At 72.7% G+C, this 17344-nt stretch carries 14 protein-coding genes; 10 read left to right on the forward strand and 4 right to left on the reverse strand.

Annotated elements, in window-relative coordinates; genetic code table 11:
* The first annotated feature begins 53 nt into the window (after positions 1–53).
* A complete protein-coding gene (locus tag ACZ5CZ_RS32025) occupies positions 54–587 on the forward strand; it encodes a PadR family transcriptional regulator (RefSeq protein ID WP_467541131.1) in 534 nt (177 codons plus the stop codon).
* A 275-nt stretch (positions 588–862) separates the two neighbouring features.
* Positions 863–1708 (forward strand): hypothetical protein, encoded by an 846-nt coding sequence (locus ACZ5CZ_RS32030; RefSeq protein ID WP_385842296.1) that lies wholly within the window; start codon positions 863–865, stop codon positions 1706–1708.
* A gap of 46 nt (positions 1709–1754) precedes the next feature.
* On the opposite strand, the gene ACZ5CZ_RS32035 is transcribed toward ACZ5CZ_RS32030, so the two are convergent.
* Positions 1755–1937 (reverse strand): hypothetical protein, encoded by a 183-nt coding sequence (locus ACZ5CZ_RS32035; RefSeq protein WP_385842295.1) that lies wholly within the window; start codon positions 1935–1937, stop codon positions 1755–1757.
* A 210-nt stretch (positions 1938–2147) separates the two neighbouring features.
* Here ACZ5CZ_RS32035 and ACZ5CZ_RS32040 point away from each other — a divergent pair, with 210 nt between their 5' ends.
* Positions 2148–5012, forward strand: coding sequence for an SNF2-related protein (locus ACZ5CZ_RS32040; RefSeq protein WP_468947835.1), 2865 nt, complete (start codon positions 2148–2150; stop codon positions 5010–5012).
* A complete protein-coding gene (locus tag ACZ5CZ_RS32045) occupies positions 5009–6292 on the forward strand; it encodes an SWF or SNF family helicase (protein ID WP_468947837.1) in 1284 nt (427 codons plus the stop codon). Before ACZ5CZ_RS32040 ends, ACZ5CZ_RS32045 begins: the two co-directional genes overlap by 4 nt.
* Positions 6293–6474: 182 nt before the next feature.
* Here ACZ5CZ_RS32045 and xylA read toward each other — a convergent pair whose 3' ends face one another.
* Positions 6475–7641 (reverse strand): xylose isomerase, encoded by a 1167-nt coding sequence (gene xylA / locus ACZ5CZ_RS32050; protein ID WP_468947839.1) that lies wholly within the window; start codon positions 7639–7641, stop codon positions 6475–6477.
* Between the two features lie 124 nt (positions 7642–7765).
* Between xylA and xylB the strand changes: the two genes are divergently transcribed.
* The 6 genes from xylB to adh all read left to right on the forward strand — a co-directional run bounded on the left by xylB (position 7766) and on the right by adh (position 15390).
* A complete protein-coding gene (gene xylB, locus ACZ5CZ_RS32055) occupies positions 7766–9247 on the forward strand; it encodes a xylulokinase (protein ID WP_468947840.1) in 1482 nt (493 codons plus the stop codon).
* 7 nt (positions 9248–9254) lie between these two features.
* The gene (locus ACZ5CZ_RS32060; RefSeq protein ID WP_385842290.1) at positions 9255–10460 is read left to right on the forward strand and encodes an ROK family protein; all 1206 of its coding nucleotides are present in this window, start codon (positions 9255–9257) and stop codon (positions 10458–10460) included.
* A 38-nt stretch (positions 10461–10498) separates the two neighbouring features.
* Positions 10499–10990, forward strand: a complete 492-nt coding sequence (locus ACZ5CZ_RS32065; protein WP_468947842.1) for an NUDIX hydrolase — start codon at positions 10499–10501, stop codon at positions 10988–10990.
* 779 nt (positions 10991–11769) lie between these two features.
* The gene (locus tag ACZ5CZ_RS32070; protein WP_385842288.1) at positions 11770–12366 is read left to right on the forward strand and encodes an N-acetylmuramoyl-L-alanine amidase; all 597 of its coding nucleotides are present in this window, start codon (positions 11770–11772) and stop codon (positions 12364–12366) included.
* Positions 12367–12502: 136 nt separating this feature from the next.
* Positions 12503–13810, forward strand: coding sequence for a GAF domain-containing protein (locus tag ACZ5CZ_RS32075; protein ID WP_468947844.1), 1308 nt, complete (start codon positions 12503–12505; stop codon positions 13808–13810).
* Between the two features lie 56 nt (positions 13811–13866).
* On the forward strand, positions 13867–15390 hold the full coding sequence (adh, locus tag ACZ5CZ_RS32080; RefSeq protein ID WP_468947845.1) for an aldehyde dehydrogenase: 1524 nt from the start codon (positions 13867–13869) through the stop codon (positions 15388–15390).
* A gap of 162 nt (positions 15391–15552) precedes the next feature.
* On the opposite strand, the gene ACZ5CZ_RS32085 is transcribed toward adh, so the two are convergent.
* Together ACZ5CZ_RS32085 and ACZ5CZ_RS32090 are read right to left on the reverse strand one after the other, a co-directional pair.
* Positions 15553–16149 carry a hypothetical protein gene (locus ACZ5CZ_RS32085; RefSeq protein ID WP_468947847.1) on the reverse strand — a complete coding sequence of 199 codons (597 nt, stop codon included), beginning with the start codon at positions 16147–16149 and terminating at the stop codon, positions 15553–15555.
* A gap of 784 nt (positions 16150–16933) precedes the next feature.
* Positions 16934–17131: a helix-turn-helix transcriptional regulator gene (locus tag ACZ5CZ_RS32090; protein WP_468947848.1), complete on the reverse strand. Its 198-nt coding sequence runs from the start codon at positions 17129–17131 to the stop codon at positions 16934–16936.
* Between the last annotated feature and the right edge of the window lie 213 nt (positions 17132–17344).

The raw sequence follows: 17344 nt of genomic DNA on the forward strand, positions 1-17344 counted from the left end.
GTCAAGGTGGTATGGAGGGGGCGATGTACACCGTCATGCCGCAGAATGCCGTCATGCTGGAACTCGCCATCCTCGGATTCCTCTACGACGCCCCGCTGCACGGATACGTCCTGCGCCGGCATATCGCGGCGCTCACCGGCCATGTGCGGCCCGTCGCCGAGAGCACCCTGTACCCGGCGATCAAACGGCTGGAGAAGGCCGGTCTGCTGGCGCGGGCGACCGAGCCCGGCGCGGTGGCCGCGCCCCGCCATGTGCTGCGGCTGACCGAGGAGGGCGGACGTGAGCTGCGGCGGCGGCTCGCCGAGCCCGCGCAGCGTGAGATCACGGACGAGAACCACTGGTTCACGCTGCTCGCGTTCCTGCGGCACCTGGAGGACCCCGCCGCCCAGGCCGCCGTGCTGCGCCGCCGGCTGGCCTTCCTGGAGGAGCCGGCGAGCTTCTTCTACGACGGCGACCGGCCGCTGCGCGCCGAGGAGCTGGACGATCCGTTCCGGCGCGGCGTTCTCACCATCGCGCGGGCCACGAGCCGGGCCGAACTCGGCTGGCTGCGCGACACACTCGCGTCACTCGAGGGTGCCGGCCGCTGAGGTGTCCAGGTGGGCCGGCCGTGCAGGCCGGGGACGGGACGGGTGCCGCATACGTCGCCGAGCGGCGGAGGAGCGGCCGAGAATGACAGCCCCACGGACCGGAGCCGTGGCCCCTCCGGGACGAGTGGCGGTCTGGGGAAGTCCTGTGGAGACCGTGGCCGTTTCGCCCCGTCCAGGTGGAAACCGGCAGGTCCGGGTGGTGTGCGGAGTCGTGACAACCGCCTTCCGCCCGCATTAGGGTGCGCGCCGATGGAAGAACCACTGGGGAGGCAGAGATGGCCGGGACGGACGAGAAGGCCGTCGCCGCCGCAGACGACGCGCTGTATGTACTCACAGCGGTACTGCTGACGCCGGCGCAGTTCCCGAGCGTGCTGGGCGACGACTACCCGGAGGCCTGTGCGGCTCTGGGCCTGCCACCCCGGGCCGACGGATACGGCCTGGTGCTGGGCCAGGACGGCGACGGTGCGCGGTGGACGGTCGTCATCGACGACGTCTCGCTGGTCGCTGTGGCGATCGCGTCCTGGGACTGCGGCATGGAGTACGAGCTGTCCCCGGACGAGCGCGCCGTCGTCACCGCGCTGCCGGGCTGGCCGCTGGCGGTGGCCGTCGCCGCCCCGGGCGTACCCGCGCCGCACGACCCTGCGGTGGAGGCGGGCGACCAGGCGCCGCTGAGTCCGCCGGACACCAGCTCGTGGGGCCCTGCGCAGCGGCGCCTCGGCGCCGATGAGATCGCCCTCCAGTGGGCGATGTGGCGGGAGCAGATCAGCGACGACAAGTTCCTCCCTGCCGGCGAGCCGCAGGGGGCGTCTGCCGAGCCCCGCGCGGAGGGCGGAGCGAGCGTGCCGCAGGGCGGCCATCAGGGCGTCAGGCGAGTGCTCGCGGAGGCGCGCGCCTATCTCGACACGCCGCCGCCGCTCGGCCGGGTGCGTTCCTCCTTCGCCACCGGGGACGCCCGTACGCTGCGCGCCGACGGCCCCGGCTGGTCGATAGTGGCGCGGACCGACGACATCGCGTTCGTGCTGCTGGACGAGGAACCCGGCGAGGTGTTGCCGGTGGGCCGGGGTCCCGAGCTGCCGGGCCTGCTGGAGGCGCTCGACAAGCTGGCCGTACGACCCCTGTGAGCCGCGCTCGCCCTCCGGCCCACCGCGCCGTCGGGTCCCCGGCCGCTCAGCGGCCGAGTTCCTTGCGGGTGACACGGCGGAGCCTGCGCCGCTGGGAGGGGTCCAGCGCCAGATAGGCGGCGACCGGAACTCCGACCACGACGAGGAACACCACCCACCAGGGCAGCCAGGCCAACAGGATCAGCCCGATCGCCACACCTCCCACGGCGATCATCAGCTTCTTGGACATGAGCGTCGCCTCCTTCACGGCCGCTGCCGCTTCTGCACTGAGAACGGCCGCCCGCTTCCCGCTGTTCCGGCCCTGTCCCGGAGACATCCCGGAGGCCGCCCCCTAAGGGTCGCCCGTCGCGACGGCGTCGGCATGTCCCGTTCACCCTCCGCGTGCTGTACCCTCGGCGACCCCAACCCGAGTAGTCAAATTTGAGGAGTGCGGCAGAGCGTGCAGGGCAAACAATGCGCACCACCCTCCGAACTGTCCGAACTGGCCCGCTGCGGCGTCGTGTTCCTGCCGTCCGATCCCGCCCGGGCCGGCCGGTTCGCCTTCTGGCGTCCGGACGGCGCGCCTCCGCCCGGCGGCGTCGACGGATACCCCGATGAGCTGGACGTCGTCGCGCCGGCGGCGGACGGCGGCGTCGAGCGGGTCCGGCGCCCGGTCCTCGCGCTGTCGACGGGCGCGGCTCTGCCGCTGCTCACGCGCGTGCGTGGACTCCCCGAAGTGCACCGGGCCGGTGCCTTCTGGGGGTCGGCATACGCCCTGGCCCTGCACTTCCTGGCCCGTGGGCTGCTGCTGCCGGGGCTCTCACCGGGCGAGCACGACGCCTGGCGGATCGGACCGCTGTCCGCGCGGGACACGGAGCTGATCCGTGAATGCGCCGCCGCCATGCCCCCGGAGGCGCACGCCGTGCCGCTCGCGCCGTCGGGGCCACCCCAGCTGCCCGCTCCGGAGCGGCTGCTGCGCGCCTTCCTGGACGCGGTCGCCGACACCCTGCCCCGCTCCCCCGCCGCGCCCCTGGTGACCGGCGGCCCTCCGTACGCCGTGGCCGAGCCGCAGCGGCTGCCCGCCCTGCGGGCGTGGGCCGACGACATCGCCACCGCCCATGACGCGGGCGTACGGCTGTCGCTGCGGGTGGAGATGCCCGGACTCGGCGAGGCGCCGCAGGAGGAGGCTGCCGTCCGCTTCCGCGCCGTGCTCCAGGTGCATGGGCCGAGCGGCGCGGCGGACGTCATGGATGCCGCGGGCCTGTGGACCGGGGCGGCGGACGTGCGGGGTGCGTTCGGCCCACGCGCGCGTGCGGACGCGTTGCTGACGCTGCGCCGCGCGGCCCGCGTCTGGCCGCCGCTGACGCCCCTGCTCTCGGCCGCCGTGCCCGACACCGTGGACCTCGCCGACGAAGAGATCACCGAACTCCTGGGCGAGGACGGCCGAGCGCTGGCCGCGGCCGGAGTCGAGGTGCACTGGCCGAAGGAGGCCGTGCGCGGCCTCACCGCGCACGCGGCCGTCGGCCCGCCGGACGACGGAACGGAGACGAGCGGTGCACCGGCGGGCCCGTCCGCGTTCCTCCCAGGAGCCGGCGCGGTCGCGTTCCGCTGGCGGTTCGCGCTGGGCGGGCGGGAGCTGTGCGGGGAGGAGCTGGACCGGCTCGCGGAGGCCAAGCGCCCGCTGGTCCGGCTGCACGACGGCTGGGTTCTGGTCGACCCGCGCGAGGCGCAGCGCGCCCGAAGCCGCAAGGAGCGGGCCCTCTCGCCCGTGGAGGCCCTGGCCGCCGCGCTGACGGGCTCGGCACAGGTCGACGGCCGGCTGGTCGACGTACGGCCCACGGGATGGCTCGCCCGGCTCCGGGAACGGCTCGCCGGGGCTGAGCCCGCGCCAGCCACCGGACCGCCGCCCGGTCTGGCCGCCACCCTGCGGGACTACCAGCTGCGCGGCCTCGACTGGCTGGCCCGCACCACGGCTCTCGGCCTGGGCTGCTGCCTGGCCGACGACATGGGCCTCGGCAAGACCGTCACGCTGATCGCGCTGCATCTGCACCGGCAGCGGGAGGCCTCGACCACCGGTCCGACGCTGGTGGTCTGTCCGGCGTCGCTGCTCGGCAACTGGCAGCGCGAGATCGAGCGGTTCGCTCCCGGGGTGCCGGTGCGCAGGTTCCATGGCGCCGGGCGTGATCTCGGTGCCGTCGCGCGCGGGGAGTTCGTGCTGACCACCTACGGGACGATGCGCCTGGACGCCGCCGGGCTGGCCGCTGTGCCGTGGGGGCTGGTCGTGGCCGACGAGGCCCAGCATGTGAAGAACCCGTACTCGGCGACCGCGCGGGCGCTGCGGTCCATCGACGCACGCGCACGCGTGGCGCTCACCGGCACCCCGGTGGAGAACAACCTCACCGAACTCTGGGCGATCCTCGACTGGACGACACCGGGCCTGCTCGGCAGCCTCGGCACCTTCCGCGCGCGGTACGCGCAGCCGGTCGAGACCGGCCGGGACCCTGCCGCCGAGCGGCTGGCGCGGCTTGTGCGGCCGTTCCTGCTGCGGCGCCGCAAGTCGGACCCCGGCATCGCACCCGAGCTGCCGCCGAAGACGGAGACCGACCGTCCCGTCACGCTCACCCCGGAACAGGCAGGACTGTACGAGGCGTTGGTCCGCGAGACGATGCAACGGATCGCGGCCGCCGACGGCATGGCGCGCCGGGGTCTGATCGTGCAGCTGCTGACCGGTCTGAAGCAGATCTGCAATCACCCCGCGCAGTTCCTCAAGGAGGACGAGCCACGGCTTGCCGGGCGCTCGGGGAAGCTGGAGCTGCTGGACGAACTCCTCGACACCGTCCTCGCCGGGGGCTCGGGGGTGCTGGTGTTCACGCAGTACGTCCGCATGGCGCGTCTGCTCGAACGGCATCTGGCGGCGCGCGGGGTGGCGTCGCTGCTGCTGCACGGGGGCACTCCCGTGGCGGCCCGCGAGGAGCTGGTCCGGCGTTTCCAGGACGGTGAGGCACCGGTGTTCCTGCTGTCGCTGAAGGCGGCCGGCACCGGTCTGAACCTCACCCGCGCGGAGCATGTCGTGCACTACGACCGGTGGTGGAATCCGGCGGTCGAGGCGCAGGCCACCGACCGCGCGTACCGGATCGGGCAGGATCAGCCGGTGCAGGTGCACCGGCTGATCGCCGAGGGGACTCTGGAGGACCGCATCGCGGAGCTGCTGGGCCGCAAGCGGGAGCTGGCCGACGCGGTGCTCGGCTCCGGCGAGGCCGCGCTGACGGAGCTGACGGACGCGGACCTGGCCGCACTGGTGGAACTGCGCGGGGAGGCGCGATGAGCCGTGACGACGACGAGCGGGACCGTGACGCTGGGCGCACGTTGGCGGCGCTGCCGCCGGTGCGGGGCCGTGGGTTCGCCCGGAGCTGGTGGGGGCGGGCCTGGCTGCGGGCGCTGGAGGACGCCGCTCTGGACGCCACGGCGGTCAAGGCGGGGCGCCGGCTCGCGCGCGCGGGTGCGGTGGGCGCGGTGACCGTACGGCCGGGCCGGGTCACGGCCGTCGTACGCGATCCGGGCGGGGCGGCCCATCGGGCCGACGTCCTGGTGCCGGAGCTGTCCGACACGGCGTGGGGCCGGCTGCTGGACCTGGCCGTGGAACAGGCCGGGCATCTGGCCGCGTTGCTGGACCGGGAGTTGCCGCCGCACCTGGTCGAGGACGCGGCCTCGCGCGGGGTCGATCTGCTGCCGGGCCTGGGCGAGCTGGACCCCGAGTGCGACTGCGGCGCTTGGGACCACTGCGGGCACACCGCCGCGCTGTGTCACCAGGTGGCGAGGCTGCTGGACGAGGATCCGTTTCTGCTCCTGCTGCTGCGCGGGCGGCGGAGGGGGACCTTCCTGTCCGAGCTGCACGTACGGAGCACCACGCCCCGGGCGGAGCCTGCCGACGCCGGGCCCGCGGACGTGGGCGCGGGCCTGGATGCGGCGCATGCCTGGGCGGCGGCGGACGCCCTGCCCCCGCTGCCCGCTCTGCCCGGACTCCCCGACGAGCCCGGCACATCGCCGTCCCTGGACGCCGGAACGGCGCCGGCACCCGGGGTCGATACCGTCGCACTGGAGCATCTGGCGGGCCGTACCGCCGTGGAGGCGTACCGGATGCTGGCGCGGTTCCGGTCCGGGGATGCACCCGCGGAGGGGCTCACGACGGCGCAGGACGCGGTACGGCTGGCCTGCGGACCGGTGCCCGGCGCGGTGGCCCGGCGGCTCGCCGAGGGGGCGGGGCGGGGCGGCGCGGAACTGGCCGCGGCGGTCCGGGCCTGGCGCGTGGGAGGTCCGGCGGCCCTGGCCGTGTTCGAGGAGGAGTGGCAGGTGGCGGGCGCGGCGCTGGCACGCGCGCGTGCAGCGCTGGAGTCGGCCTGGGGGGAGGACGAGCGGCCGGTGTTCCGGCACAGCGGCAACCGGTGGACCCTCCCGGACGGCACGGTCCAGCTGCGGCTCGGACGGGACGGCCGCTGGTGGCCGTACCACGACGAGGACGGCCACTGGGTCCCTGCGGACGGCGCGGACCGCGATCCGGCCACGGCACTGGCCGCGGCGCGATGCGCCGCGGAATGGGCGGACTGACGCTCCGTCAAAGCGACGAACGGTCGACAGCGGCGTCAGGACGACCGCGGTGTACGTGCGGCTGCCCGAGGGGCTGTGACGCGGGCCTCCCGGCGGGCCGGGGAGGGGCACGTGCCCATGCCGCCTCCCCGGCTCTTCGCGTCTGCCCGCGCGCGTGGGCGACGGCCTACGCGCGTGGGTGCTCAGCCGCGGGCCGCCAGCAGGTGGTCCATGGCCAGCTGGTCGAGCCGTTCGAAGGCCATGCCGCGCGCGGCCGCGCTCTCCACGTCGAAGTCCTCGAAGGCCGTGCGGTCGGCGAGCAGCGCCTGGAGGCCGTCGGCCGCGGTCGGCTGGGCGAGCTGGTCCAGGCGCGCGGCGCGCAGTGCCTCCTGCACCTCCGGGTCGGCGCGGAAGGCGGCGGCACGCTCCTTCAGGACGAGGTAGTTGCGCATGCAGCCGGCCGCCGAGGCCCACACGCCGTCGAGGTCCTCGGTGCGCGGCGGCTTGAAGTCGAAGTGCCGGGGGCCGGTGTAGCCGGCGCTCTCCAGCAGGTCGACCAGCCAGAAGGCGGCGCGCAGGTCGCCGGCGCCGAAGCGCAGGTCCTGGTCGTACTTGATGCCGGACTGGCCGTTGAGGTCGATGTGGAAGAGCTTGCCCGCCCACAGGGCCTGGGCGATGCCGTGCGGGAAGTTCAGACCGGCCATCTGCTCGTGCCCGACCTCAGGGTTCACGCCGTACAGCTCGGGGCGCTCCAGGCGCTCGATGAAGGCCAGCGCGTGGCCGACCGTGGGCAGCAGGATGTCGCCGCGCGGCTCGTTCGGCTTGGGCTCGATGGCGAAGCGCAGGTCGTAGCCCTGGGCGGTGACGTACTCGCCGAGCAGGTCGAAGGCCTCCTTCATGCGGTCCAGAGCAACGCGCACGTCCTTGGCGGCGCCGGACTCGGCGCCCTCCCGGCCGCCCCAGGCGACATACGTCTTCGCGCCCAGCTCGACCGCCAGGTCGATGTTGCGGATCGTCTTGCGCAGCGCGTAACGGCGCACGTCACGGTCGTTGGCGGTGAACGCTCCGTCCTTGAAGACGGGGTGCGTGAAGAGGTTGGTGGTGGCCATCGGCACGGTCAGGCCGGTGGCGTCCAGCGCCTGGCGGAAGCGCTTGATGTGCGACTCGCGTTCGGTGTCCGAGGAGCCGAAGGGGATCAGGTCGTCGTCGTGGAAGGTCACTCCGTAGGCGCCCAGCTCGGCCAGGCGCTGCACCGTCTCGACCGGGTCGAGGGCACGGCGGGTGGCGTCGCCGAACGGGTCCCTTCCCTGCCAGCCGACGGTCCACAGGCCGAAGGTGAACCTGTCCTCGGGGGTGGGCTGGTAGTTCATGCCGCGGCTCCTTGCTGCGTACGACTATTTCGTCATGGCCGTTTACAAATTAGTATGCGGACGCACCTGTGGGAAGAGAACAGCCAGTACGCATCCCGCTGAGCCGCGGAAGAGGGAGAGCCCGATGTCAGCAGCCGAGGGTCCGCTCGTCGTCGGCGTGGACACATCCACGCAGTCCACGAAGGCGCTCGTCGTCGACGCGGCCACCGGGCAGGTGGTGGCGAGCGGCCAGGCGCCGCACACCGTGTCCTCCGGAGTGGGCCGGGAGAGTGATCCTCGCCAGTGGTGGGACGCCCTGTGCGCGGCGCTGCGTCAGTGCGGCGACGCGGCGCACGAGGCGGCCGCGGTGTCGATCGGCGGCCAGCAGCACGGCCTGGTGACCCTGGACGAGCGGGGCGAGCCGGTGCGTCCGGCGCTGCTGTGGAACGACGTCCGCTCAGCGCCCCAGGCCCGCCGGCTGGTGGAGGAGCTGGGCGGGCCCAAGGCCTGGGCGGAGCGCACCGGGAGCGTGCCCGGGGCGTCGTTCACGGCCACGAAGTGGGCCTGGCTGGCCGAGCACGAGCCGGAGGCCGTGCGGGCGACCAGAGCGGTGCGGCTGCCCCACGACTACCTCACCGAGCGCCTGACCGGGCAGGGCACCACCGACCGCGGCGATGCCTCGGGGACCGGCTGGTGGGCGTCGGGGACGGAGGGCTACGACGAGGAGGTCCTCGCTCATATCGGTCTCGACCCGGCACTGCTGCCCCGGGTGCTGGGGCCGGGCGAGGTGGCCGGTACCGTGCGCGACAGCCATGACCTGCCGTTCTCCAAGGGCACGCTGGTGGCCCCCGGCACCGGCGACAACGCGGCGGCGGCGCTGGGGCTCGGCCTGCGGCCCGGCACCCCGGTGCTGAGCCTCGGCACGTCCGGCACGGTGTACGCCGTCTCCCGGCACCGCCCGGCCGACCCGACCGGCACGGTGGCGGGGTTCGCGGACGCGCGCGGCGACTGGCTGCCGCTGGCCTGCACCCTGAACTGCACGCTGGCCGTGGACCGGGTCGCCACGCTGCTCGGCCTGGACCGCGAGGCCGTCGAGCCCGGGGGCACGGTGACCCTGCTGCCGTATCTGGACGGCGAGCGCACCCCGAACCTGCCGAGCGCCTCCGGCCTGCTGCACGGACTGCGTCACGACACGACCCCGGGCCAGTTGCTGCAAGCCGCGTACGACGGCGCGGTGCACGCGCTGCTCGGCGCGCTCGACCTGGTCCTCGACGAGGACGCGGACCGCAGTACCCCGCTGCTGCTGATCGGCGGCGGCGCCCGGGGCACCGCCTGGCAGCAGACGGTACGGCGCCTGTCGGGACGGCCCGTCCAGGTGCCCCAGGCACAAGAACTGGTCGCCCTGGGCGCCGCGGCGCAGGCGGCCGGGCTGCTGACCGGCGAGGACCCCGCGGCGGTGGCCCGCCGCTGGAACACGGCCGCGGGCCCGGTGCTGGAGGCCGTGGAACCGGACCGGGAGACGCTGGCCAGGATCAGCGGGGTACTCTCCGACGCGGCCCCGCTGCTGGAGCGGGGGACCCACACCCAGCCGCCCGCGCAGAGCCCGGCGGCACAGGACAAGGATTGACGGAGGCATGACCGCACCGCTGCACGAGGCCCGCCCGGGTGCCGGCCGTGCCCTGCCGGACACCCAGCAGGGCATGCGCCGGCGCAATCTGGCCCGGGTGATGCACGCCGTGAGCGCCGAGGGGCCGCTGTCGCGGGCCGCGGTCGCCTCGCACATCGGGCTGACGCGGGCGGCGGTGTCGACCCTGGTGGACGAGCTGATCCGCTGGGGACTGCTGGAGGAACTGGGCCCGGAGCGGCCCGGCCGGGTGGGCCGCCCGGGGTCGGCGCTCGCGGTGAGCGGCCGCGGGCCCGCCGGGATCGGCGCCGAGATCGGCGTCGATCACCTCGCGGTGTGCGCGGTGGATCTGCGGGGCACGGTCCGCGCGCAAGCGGTACGGCACGGCGCCAACCGGGGACGGGCGCCCGGGCCGGTGATCGAGGAGCTGACCGGGCTGATCCGCCGGGTCGTCACCGAGGCGGAGGAGGCGGAACTCTGGCCCGCCGGTCTCGCGGTGGCCGTGCCCGGCCTGGTGGCGCGGGACGGGCGGACGGTCGTACGCGCCCCCAACCTGGACTGGTGCGACACGGACCTCGGCGCTCTGCTGCCCGCAGGCCTGCCGCTGACCGTGGACAACGAGGCCAACTTCGGTGCGCTGGCCGAGCTGTGGCTCGGGGAGGCCACCCCGGGCGACTTCCTGCATGTGTCGGCCGAGATCGGCATCGGCGCCGCGGTCGTAGTGGACGGCGGACTGCTGCGTGGCACCCGGGGATTCGCAGGCGAGCTGGGCCATGTGCCCGTCCGGCCGGACGGTCCCCCGTGCCCGTGCGGCGGCCGGGGCTGTCTGGAGCAGTACGCGGGCGAGGAAGCGGTGCTGCGCGCGGCCGGACTCGAACCGCGGGAGGACCTGGTGGGCCTGCTCGCCGAACGGGCGGAGCAGGGCGACGAGGGGGTACGGGCGGCGCTGCGGGATGCCGGTACGGCGCTCGGCATCGCCCTGACCGGAGCGGTGAACCTGCTGGACCCCGAGACCGTGGTGCTGGGCGGCGCCCTGGCCGGACTCTCGCCCTGGTTGCTGCCCTCGCTGGAGGCGGAGCTGACGGGCCGTACGGCGGGCCCGGCCTGCCCGGTGTCGGTGTCCCGGCTGGGTCCGCAGGGGCCGCTGCTCGGCGCGGCGCACTCGGTCGTCCGGGCCGTGCTGGACGATCCGGCGACGGTGGCGGAACGGTCCTGACGCCTGGCACGCTGGGGCTCGTCGGAGAGGGGGGCCTGATGACGGGCTGGGTGCCGCGGGCGGAATGGGTCAAAACCCAGCCACAGGCTCTGCTCGCCTCGTGCGTGCTGATGCTGGACGGGCAGTCTCGCGTCCTGCTGCTGCGCTACGGTCCGGGCCACCCGAACGCGGGCCGGTGGTGGCTGCCCGGCGGCATGCTGGACCACGGCGAGGATCCCTGGACCGCGGCGCGCCGCGAGATGCGCGAGGAGACCGGTGTCGAGCTGGGGCCGGCGCCGCAGCTGCTCGGGATCGACCACCGGGTGGACGTGCTCGGCACCGGTCCGGTCCTCGACTCCTTCTTCCACGGCGGCACGCTGGCCGAGGGCACCCGCATCCGGCTGAGCACGGAACACGACCGGCACGGACTGTTCGCACCGTCCGAGCTGGAGGAACTGCCGCTTGTGACACGGCGGTCCACGCTGCTGGCCCTGTATGCGGCCGCGCTGAGCGGGGGCGTGGTGTACCTGAGCGAGGGTGTGCCGGTGTGACCGTGCCGGCGCGGCGGCCCGGGAGGGCGGCCGGGCGGCCCGGCCGGCCGGGGCCTCGGCGGGAGGCGGGACAGTCCGCCTGGCCGGGGCCTCGGCGGGCGATGACGCGGGCCTGACAGGCCGCTGGACGGATGCCCCTCCTCCCGGCGTGGACCACTGAACTCACCCGAACGGGTGGCCGAGTTGTCCACAAGGAGGGGCCTGTCCACGGAACCGCGGCGGACCCTTCTGCCCGCTCCGCCCGCGCCGTACCGTGAGGGCACGAGGCGGAACTGCCGGGCCGTCAGATCCGTCGGCCGCCTCTCGGATCAGGGAACGCGCACGCGCCGGACGGCAGCGGCCTCACAGGCATCGGGGGACACATGCACGGGGAGACGACCAGGGCCCTGTTCCGAGCCCGGAACCGCACGGCCTCATTGCGATCCCAGAATCGCACGGGCGCATGGCGAATACCGCTGCCGGACCCCGTGCGGTGGCCGGTGCACCAGCGCGGGATCTGTGAGCCGGACGCGTACCGATGCGCAACCCCGGCGGGCCCGTCACCGTTGGCCAGCGCGTGCGACGGGAACGACACGTGCCTGGCCACGCTCGGCGAGGAGCGGCCGACCGCGCCGGACGCGTACCCCGGTGTGCCCGAGCGAGCGCGCCGGAACGCACCGGGTCTGCACCACTGACGTTCCCGCCATACCCGTCCTCGCTCCCCCACCCCTCCCCTCAACCTGCCCCACTCCCCCACCCCACATCACCCCCACACTCCCGAAAGGGGCCCGACGATGGACATGGACCCGGTAAAGCCGCGTCTGAGCAGACGGTGGCTGCTGAAGGGGGCGGCGCTGGCCGCCGTGCCGTACGCGCTGCTGCCCGAAGCGCGTGCCGGTGCGACCGAGCCGGTCGACTACCCGCCGGCCCAGTGGGCCGGGGCGAGCAGTTCCAACTACACCACCTCCGACCGCCCCGACAGCTACCTCATCGACCGCGTGATCATCCATGTGACACAGGAGACGTACGCGAACACGCTGGCCATCTTCGCGAACCCGGCGAAGAAGGTCTCCGCGCACTACCTGGTCCGCTCGGCCGACGGCCATGTGGCCCAGTGTGTGCACGAGACGGACATCGCCTGGCACGCGGGCAACTGGGACTACAACACCCGCAGCATCGGCATCGAACACGAGGGCTGGGTGGACCAGCCCGCCTACTTCACTGACGCGCTCTACGAGCAGTCGGCCAGGCTCACGGCGGCCGTCTGTGCCAAGTACGGCATTCCCACGGACAGGGAGCACATCATCGGCCACTACCAGGTGCCGGGCACCGACCACACCGATCCCGGGCCGAACTGGGACTGGGTCCGCTACATCCGACTGGTCAACCTCGCCTAGGGGCATCCGCCGGCTGTCACGCCCCACAGGAGGGAGGCGATACGCAGAGGGTTGGTGAACCGGTGTCGCACTGGTTGTCCGTGCGAACACCGTGCGTGACCATGGAGGCAGCCGTTTCAGCGTCGGGGAGGCCGAGTTGACCGATCCGTGGGTGGCCCTGGAAGCCGGAGCCGACCCCGCCGCACGGGTCCGGGAACTGCGCCGGGCGCACGAGACGTTCACCAGAGTGGGCCGGGTGCCGCGGCCGGTGCGCTCGGTGGTGGCGGAGTCGTGGCGGCGCAGCGCACGGGCCGGTGTCGGACCGGACGGCAGCGCCTGTGTGGAGCTGACCGGGGGCGAGCTCGGCGCCTACCGGGCGGAGCACCCGCTGGCCCGGGTGATGCCGCTGTTCCGGGAGCTGCTGGGCACCTTCGCCGCCGACGGCGAGCATCTACTGGCGGTGTGCGACGCGCACGGCAGACTGCTGTGGGTCGAGGGCCATCCGGTGACCCGGCGCCGGGCGGACGGGATGAACTTCGTGCCCGGTGCGCGCTGGTCGGAGACGGCGGTTGGCACCAACGCGCCGGGGACGGCCGTGGCGGTGGACCGGCCGGTGCAGGTATTCGCGGCGGAGCACTTCATCCGGCAGGTGCAGCCGTGGACGTGCGCGGCGGCGCCGGTGCACGATCCGCGCACCGGCCGGGTGCTGGGCGCGGTCGACATCACCGGCGGGGACGGGCTGGCGCATCCGCACAGCCTCGGCTTCGTGCGGGCGGTGGCGCGGGCCGCCGAGACACAGCTGGCCCTGCTCGCCCCGCCGCGGCGCGCCGCCGGCGTCCCGCTGCTCAGCGCGCTGGGCCGGGACGAGGCCGAACTCACCCTGGAAGGAGGGCGGATCAGACTCAGCCGCCGGCACAGCGAGATCCTGGTCCTGCTGTCCCGGCATCCGGAGGGCCTGAGCGGTGACGAGCTGCTGTGTGCGCTCTACGCGGACGAGTCGGTGACCCCGGTGACGCTGCGCGCAGAACTGGCCCGGCTGCGCCGCCTGCTGGGGCCGGGGCTGCTCGCCTCACGGCCGTACCGGCTGACGGCCGCGGTGGAGTCCGACGCGAGTGTGGTGGAGCGACGGCTGGAGGCGGGTGCGCTCACCGCGGCGGCGGAGGCGTACACCGGCCCGTTGCTGCCCGGTTCGCAGGCTCCGGCGATCGTACGGCTGCGGGACCGGCTCGCCGGCGGGCTGCGGGCGGCGCTGATCGCGCGGCGCGACCCGGACCTGCTGGCGGACTGGGCGCACGCGCCATGGGGAGAGGAGGATCTGGAGGTGTGGCGGGCGCTGGCCGCGGTGCGGCCCACCGCGCCGGTGCGGGCCCGGCTCGCCGCGCTGGAGACCGAACTGACCGCACCGGCCGGCCGGGCACCGGCGCGGACCTGCGGTGCAACGTGCCTGCAACGTCCGTCCGCCTAGCCTCGCGCCGGGAGCTGCCCAACGGCGGGCAGCGCTGGACCGGGAGGCAGACCAGCATGACTCGTTACGCGGCGCCGGGCACCGAGGGCGCGATCGTCTCCTACCAGGCGCGGTACGACCACTTCATCGGCGGTGCGTATGTGCCGCCGGTGCGCGGGCGGTACTTCGAGAATCCGTCGCCGGTCAACGGGCAGCCGTTCACCGAGATCGCGCGGGGCAGCGCCGAGGACGTCGAGCGGGCGCTGGACGCGGCGCACGAGGCCGCGCCGGGGTGGGCCCGGACGTCGGTGACGGAGCGCAGTGACATCCTGCTGAAGATCGCCGACCGTATGGAGGCCAACCTCGAAGCCCTCGCGGTCGCCGAGAGCTGGGAGAACGGCAAGCCGGTGCGGGAGACCCTGGCGGCGGACATCCCGCTCGCGATCGACCACTTCCGGTACTTCGCCGGGGCCATCCGGGCTCAGGAGGGGTCGCTGAGCGAGATCGACGACGACACGGTGGCGTACCACTTCCACGAACCGCTGGGGGTCGTCGCGCAGATCATCCCCTGGAACTTCCCGATCCTGATGGCGGCGTGGAAGCTGGCGCCGGCGCTCGCCGCGGGCAACGCGGTGGTCCTGAAGCCCGCCGAGCAGACACCGGCCTCCATCCACTACTGGCTGAGTCTGGTCGCCGACCTGCTGCCGCCGGGTGTGCTGAACATCGTCAACGGCTTCGGTGTCGAGGCGGGCAAGCCGCTGGCGTCGAGTCCGCGGGTGGCGAAGATCGCGTTCACCGGGGAGACCACCACCGGGCGGCTGATCATGCAGTACGCCTCGGAGAACATCAAGCCGGTCACCCTGGAACTCGGCGGCAAGTCGCCGAACATCTTCTTCGACGACGTGTGGGCGCACGACGACGACTTCCGCGACAAGGCGCTCGAGGGCTTCACGATGTTCGCGCTCAACCAGGGCGAGGTGTGCACCTGCCCGTCCCGGTCGCTGGTGCAGCGGGGCCAGTACGCGGAGTTCCTGGAGGCGGCCGTGGCGCGGACGCGGCGGATCAGGCCGGGGCACCCGCTCGACACCGACACGATGATCGGCGCACAGGCCTCCAACGACCAGTTGGAGAAGATCCTCTCCTACCTGGACATCGGCCGGCAGGAGGGTGCGAAGGTGCTCACCGGCGGCGAGCGCGTGGAACTCGACGGCGAGCTGAAGGGCGGCTACTACGTCCAGCCGACGATCTTCGAGGGCGACAACCGTATGCGGATCTTCCAGGAGGAGATCTTCGGCCCGGTCGTCTCGGTGACCTCCTTCGACGACTTCGACGACGCCGTCAAGATCGCCAACGACACGCTGTACGGGCTCGGAGCGGGCGTGTGGACCCGAGACATCAACACGGCCTACCGCGCGGGCCGCGCCATCCAGGCGGGCCGCGTGTGGACCAACTGCTACCACGCCTATCCGGCGCACGCGGCGTTCGGCGGGTACAAGCAGTCGGGGATCGGGCGTGAGACGCACAAGATGATGCTGGAGCACTACCAGCAGACCAAGAACCTCCTGGTGTCGTACTCACCGAAGAAGCTCGGCTTCTTCTAGACGCACGAGAAAAGGCGCCTGACCTGGTCTTTTGCCGGTCAGGCGCCTTCGGCGGAGCCTGCTCAGAGCGGGGCCCGGTTTACGTTGTAACTCCCAGTTCCTCCCACCGCTATCCCGCTCCTGACCGGTGCTTCCGGACCAGTCACGGACCAAAGCCCCCGGTTACCCAGCAGGTGCCGCGTCCTGGCTGACGCGGTCCCACTCCTGCATGGACTGCTCGATGAGGCGGTTGGCCTGCTCCCGGACGCCGTCCAGGAACTTGGCGTAGTGACGGAAGAGGACCTCGATGCTCTGGCCCGCGCGGCGAGCGCATTCGGCTGGGTCCACACCTGAGTACAGCCAGAACGAGATCCCAGCGTGCCGGAGATCGTAGGGCCGCTTGGCCAGGCCGGATGCGAGCTCCGTGCGGGTGAGAACGTACTTCCGTGCCCGCGCCCACGTCGTGCCATACGCAGCTGCATCCACGTAGTTGCCGGCCTGGTTCCGAAACAGCCGACCGTCAGGCGCCACGCCGAACCGCGCGATGTGTGCATGGAGGATCCGCACGAACTGCGGCGGGATGGGCACGGGCCGCGTGGCTGTAGCCGCACGACGCTTAAGCGAGTGCACCTCATGCACCGCGCCGTCGTCCGTCCACTCCTTGCCTGCGGTCACGACCCCGCCCGACAGATTGAGCAGCCCCCACCCGGTCTCGGGGAGATGGCACTGCTCGAGACGGAGGTGAATGACCTCGGCCGGCCGCATCGCGGCGTAGTACATGCAACCGAAGAACGCCTCCAGGTGAGGGCCTCGCCCACGCTGCTGAGCAACCGCGGCGAGTAGCCGGGCGACCTGGGCTGGATTGGGAACGGAAGCGGGGCCTCCTCGTTGGCTGCCGGAGCGCTCCACCTGAGCCCGTTGAGCGGGTTCTTCGAGAAGTACCCTTTTTCTACTGCGGTGTTGAGGACTTCGTTGAAGGCGGCCCTCTTGCGCCGCGCCGTCTTGGCTGCAGCCGCCTTACCGTCCAGCTTGCGACACAGTGCGTCCAGCGCCCGTCGCAGCACATCGGCTTCCGCGAGAGCGCTAACAGGCAGGGAGTTCCGCTTAATCCACTCCAGGGCCTTCCGCCACTCCTCAGTCGGCTCATGTGCCCACGCCTTCTTGTTGAACGCCCACAAGTAGAGGGCGCGGCGCAGCACCCGCGGCTCCGGGTAGGACGCGCCAGGGTGCACCAGGGCAGGCGTGATGGTGGCGAACGCGTCGGCCAGGGTACGGCGGGTGTTTCCCGGCGTACGGCCCCATCGTTGGTCGAGGTATTCGTGGGCAAGGTCGTACCACGTCGTCCTCTGCTTGATAGCTCGCAGCTCGGACGCCGGCAAACCCGTATGCGTATCGAAAGGCTCGCCGTCGCGCGCTGCCGTCATCAGCTTTGCGCGTCTGCTGTCAGCGAGCCCGACGGTCATGAATGACTCTGATTTTTCTCGCCCGTCTACCGTCCACCGGACCATAAACGGCTTGCGCCGATCGGGGCGCTCGCGTATGTCCCAGAAGCGGACATTGTAACTCATCGCCAAGTATCAGAATCTCTTTCGCACATATCCCACCAGGCATCCAGGCCAGCGCGGCGACAACGGAGTTCACCATTGGGCAGCTTGATCATGTGGGGAGCTTGCCCGCGAGCGCGCATTCGATAGAACGCCGACGGACTCATACGGATCTCCGCCAGGACCTCGGCGAGCTTCAGCGCCGGAGGACGAGCCATGAAATATCACCTTCGCATCGGGAGGCTTCATGCTGGAAATCCAGACCCACATCGGTGCGCGACACTGATCTCCGATTCTGCACGAGCACACATCGTGGTGTGGACGACAAGACGCAGCTAAGACGTCATTTCAGTTGGCGTGATCTTGCGGCAGTCTGGGGTGATGACTGCTGCGCTTGTCGAGCGGATGGCGCCGGAAGAACTGTGGACGTT

The organism is Streptomyces sp. NPDC031418, assembly GCF_055581605.1.